General features: G+C 65.0%; 3 protein-coding genes. All 3 read left to right on the top strand.

Translation table 11 applies throughout. The features are described from left to right. A partial coding sequence (locus H5U38_15930) for an SPASM domain-containing protein (GenBank protein MBC7188513.1) occupies positions 1-708 on the top strand: 708 nt, incomplete at its 5' end. Positions 709-715: 7 nt separating this feature from the next. Further along, the gene (locus H5U38_15925) at positions 716-1651 is read left to right on the top strand and encodes a flippase-like domain-containing protein (protein ID MBC7188512.1); all 936 of its coding nucleotides are present in this window, start codon (positions 716-718) and stop codon (positions 1649-1651) included. 134 nt (positions 1652-1785) lie between these two features. Further along, positions 1786-2442, top strand: coding sequence for a polysaccharide deacetylase family protein (locus H5U38_15920; GenBank protein ID MBC7188511.1), 657 nt, complete (start codon positions 1786-1788; stop codon positions 2440-2442). Positions 2443-2460: the final 18 nt, after the last annotated feature.

Below are 2460 nucleotides of genomic sequence, written 5' to 3'. Positions count from 1 at the left end.
TACCTTCACCCCGAATTCCTGGACCTGGTGGAGTACGCCAAGAGTCGCCGCATCTACGTGACCACCAGCACCAATGGGCACTTCTTCGTCGACCCGCAGGTGGTGGAGCGCACGGTCACATCCGGCCTGGACACCCTCATCGTGTCGCTGGACGGTGCTGACAGCGACACCTACCAGAGGTACCGTTGCGGTGGCGACTTTGCGAGGGTCACCCAGGGGATCAGGAACGTCGTTGCTGCTCGCCGCCGGCTCAAGTCGCAGACGCCTTTGCTCTTCGTGCAGTTCCTGGTGCTGCGGCACAACGAGCACCAGGTGCACGCCATTTGCTCCTTGGCCAAGGAGCTGGGTGCCGACCGCGTGCTGCTCAAGACTGCGCAGGTAGAAACACCGGACGAAGCAGAGCAGTTCCTCCCTCGCCAGGAACGCTACCGGCGGTACCGCGTCGACCATGGGCGCCTGCTCACCAAGGGCAAACGACGATTGCCGTGCCGCCGCCCGTGGTTCAGCACGGTGGTGAACAGCGACGGCAGGGTTTCGCCCTGTTGCTTTGACAAAGACGGCCGCTACGCGGTGGGCAATATCGCCGAGGCGCCTTTGCGCGCCATCTGGCGTTCGCCTGAGTACAATGACTTTCGTAAACGGATCTTGCATGGAGAAGAGATCGACATCTGCCAGAATTGCACGGAGGGGACGCGCGTTTTTCTCTAGGCGGCGGGTGCTCTTCGTCGCCAAGCTTCTCGTCGCCCTCTTGGTGATGACCGTCCTGGTCCGGCGCATCCAGCCGGTGCGCATTGCGCAGGCGTTGGGCCACGCGCGCCTGGGCTGCTTTGGGGTCGCGCTGGCCCTGTCCCTGCTCAATCTCTATCTGCAATTCTGCAAATGGCGCTACCTGGTGCGCCTCATCAAGCCTGAGGTCTCCATGCGCGAGCTCCTGGCTTCCCTTTTTGCCGGGTTCACCTTGGGCTTCATCACTCCAGGCCGGGTGGGTGAATTCGGCCGCGTCGTGTTCGTCAAAGATCGACCATGGGTCACCCTCCTGGGCTTTGCCTTGTTGGACAAGCTGTACGCCGCGGCGATTCTCTACCTGGGGGGGACGGCGAGCCTGCTGCTGTTTTTGGCCGCGCGCCTACGGCAACCGCTGGTGCTGTGGCCGCTGGTCCTCTTCGGCGCGGTGGTGCTCTCTTTGCTGTACTACTTCGTCCTCCACCCGGAAGCCATGCGTACGCTGCTGTACAGCCTCAACATCACCTTGCCGTTTCGGGAAAAGATCAAACAGCTCATCGCCACCTTTGACTACTTCGGGCGCAGGCAGGCGTGGGTGCTCTTGGGTCTGTGCGCGGGCTTCTACGTCGTCTACATCGCGCAGTTCTACATTCTGACGCTGGCCTTTGAGCCTGTGCGGGTGCTGCCAGGGGTGCAGGCGGCCACTGCCACGCTCTTTGTCAAGACTCTGGTGCCCATTTCCCTGGGCGACCTTGGCGTGCGCGAGCGCGCGGCGGTGGAGTTCTTCTCCTACGTGCACGTGCAGGACACCACGGCGTTCAACGCATCGCTCATGCTGTTTGTCATCAACGTGCTGCTCCCCAGCCTCGTGGGGTTGGGATTCATCCTACGGGAGAAGCTGTCCAACGGCAGCCTCGGCAGCCGGTGAGAAGCGCCGAGGGGAAGCCTCGGGGGCGGGGAGACTCACGAAGGCTATCCCAGCCTGCGCAAGACCCACCCGGCGAGGCTGACCTGGCAGGCGAACCCGGCGGACGTGGGAGAACCCGAAGCAACTCTCTGAGCATGTATCGCCTACCCCGGATCCTCAGCAAGGCCGTCCCGTGGGTCACCTGGCGGGGACCGAGCCGCGAGGAAATCTACCTCACCTTCGACGACGGCCCTGAGCCGCACGTCACCCCGCTGATCCTCGCCCTCCTGGACGCGTATGGCTGCCGGGCGACCTTCTTCGTCACCGGTCAGCGGGCAGCTGCCTATCCGGAGCTGGTGCGCCGTGTAGTCCACGCCGGCCATGGGCTTGGCAGCCACTCCTTCGACCACGCCCGGCTGTCGCGGCGCAGCCGGCAGGTCATCCGCCAGGACCTGTCGCGCACCGACCAGGCAGTAGCGGCCGCCGTGGGCTGGGTGCCACGCTGCTTTCGCCCGCCGTACGGCTCGCTGAGCCCGGCGCTGGTCAAGGCGGCCCAGGCGTGCGACAAGCGCCTCGTTCTCTGGTCCATCAGCACCGGCGACTACCGCCCGGACGCCGACCCGGTGCGCATGGCGCGCTGGCTTTTCCGCCACCTGCGCGGCGGCGACATCGTGCTTTTGCATGACGGCCTCCCCCATGCCACCCGCACGGCACACGCGTTGGAACTCTTGCTCCCGCAACTGCCCACCCTTGGGCTGCGGGCCAGTGCGCTGCCGATGGCTCTTCCTCCTCGCCTCGAGCCTGCTCCGTAGACGAGTCGGCGGTCGGTG

This window comes from Calditrichota bacterium (assembly GCA_014359355.1).
In the GTDB taxonomy this organism is placed as follows: Bacteria; Zhuqueibacterota; Zhuqueibacteria; order JANLFK01; family Oleimicrobiaceae; genus Oleimicrobium.
Note: the sequence above shows the minus strand (reverse complement) of the source record. Positions and strands in the feature narration are given on the sequence as shown.

What these genes read in the sequence shown, in the direction of transcription:
- H5U38_15920 (MBC7188511.1), top strand. Translation starts at nt 1,786, where the DNA reads ATGTATCGCCTACCCCGGATCCTCAGCAAGGCCGTCCCGTGGGTCACC.